Consider the following 364-nt stretch of genomic DNA (forward strand, 5'->3'; position numbering starts at 1 on the left):
CGAGAAGCCGGGTACCGGATTCCCGACGTGCAGCACGCGATCGGCGCCATCCGCGAGCTCGAGGAGATCGACGCGTCGCTCGACGCTCTCGACGCCAGGATTCGCGACATCACCCAGCGCACTCTCGCGCTCCTCAAAGCCGGCGGCGTGATGGCGGAGATCATCGAGTCCGGAACGGTCGTGGCCGGAGCTAGCGCACCGGGGCCGAGCGGCGGGTGAACTGCTCGCGGTACAGCCGGGCGTAAAGCCCTTCGGCCTCCAGCAGTTCGGCGTGCGTGCCGCGCTCCACGATCACGCCGTCCTCGAGGCCGAAGATCACATCGGCATTGTGAATGGTCGAGAGCCGGTGCGCGATCGCGATCGT

General features: G+C 67.9%; 1 protein-coding gene. It reads left to right on the forward strand.

All coding sequences use genetic code 11. The features are described from left to right. Positions 1 to 219 (forward strand): MerR family transcriptional regulator (locus tag D9V41_RS18030; RefSeq protein WP_208006933.1); only part of this gene is annotated, 219 nt, incomplete at its 5' end. Positions 220 to 364 lie beyond the last annotated feature (145 nt).

The sequence above is a fragment of the Aeromicrobium phragmitis genome, from assembly GCF_003674095.1.
GTDB classification, from domain to species: domain Bacteria; phylum Actinomycetota; class Actinomycetes; order Propionibacteriales; family Nocardioidaceae; genus Aeromicrobium; species Aeromicrobium phragmitis.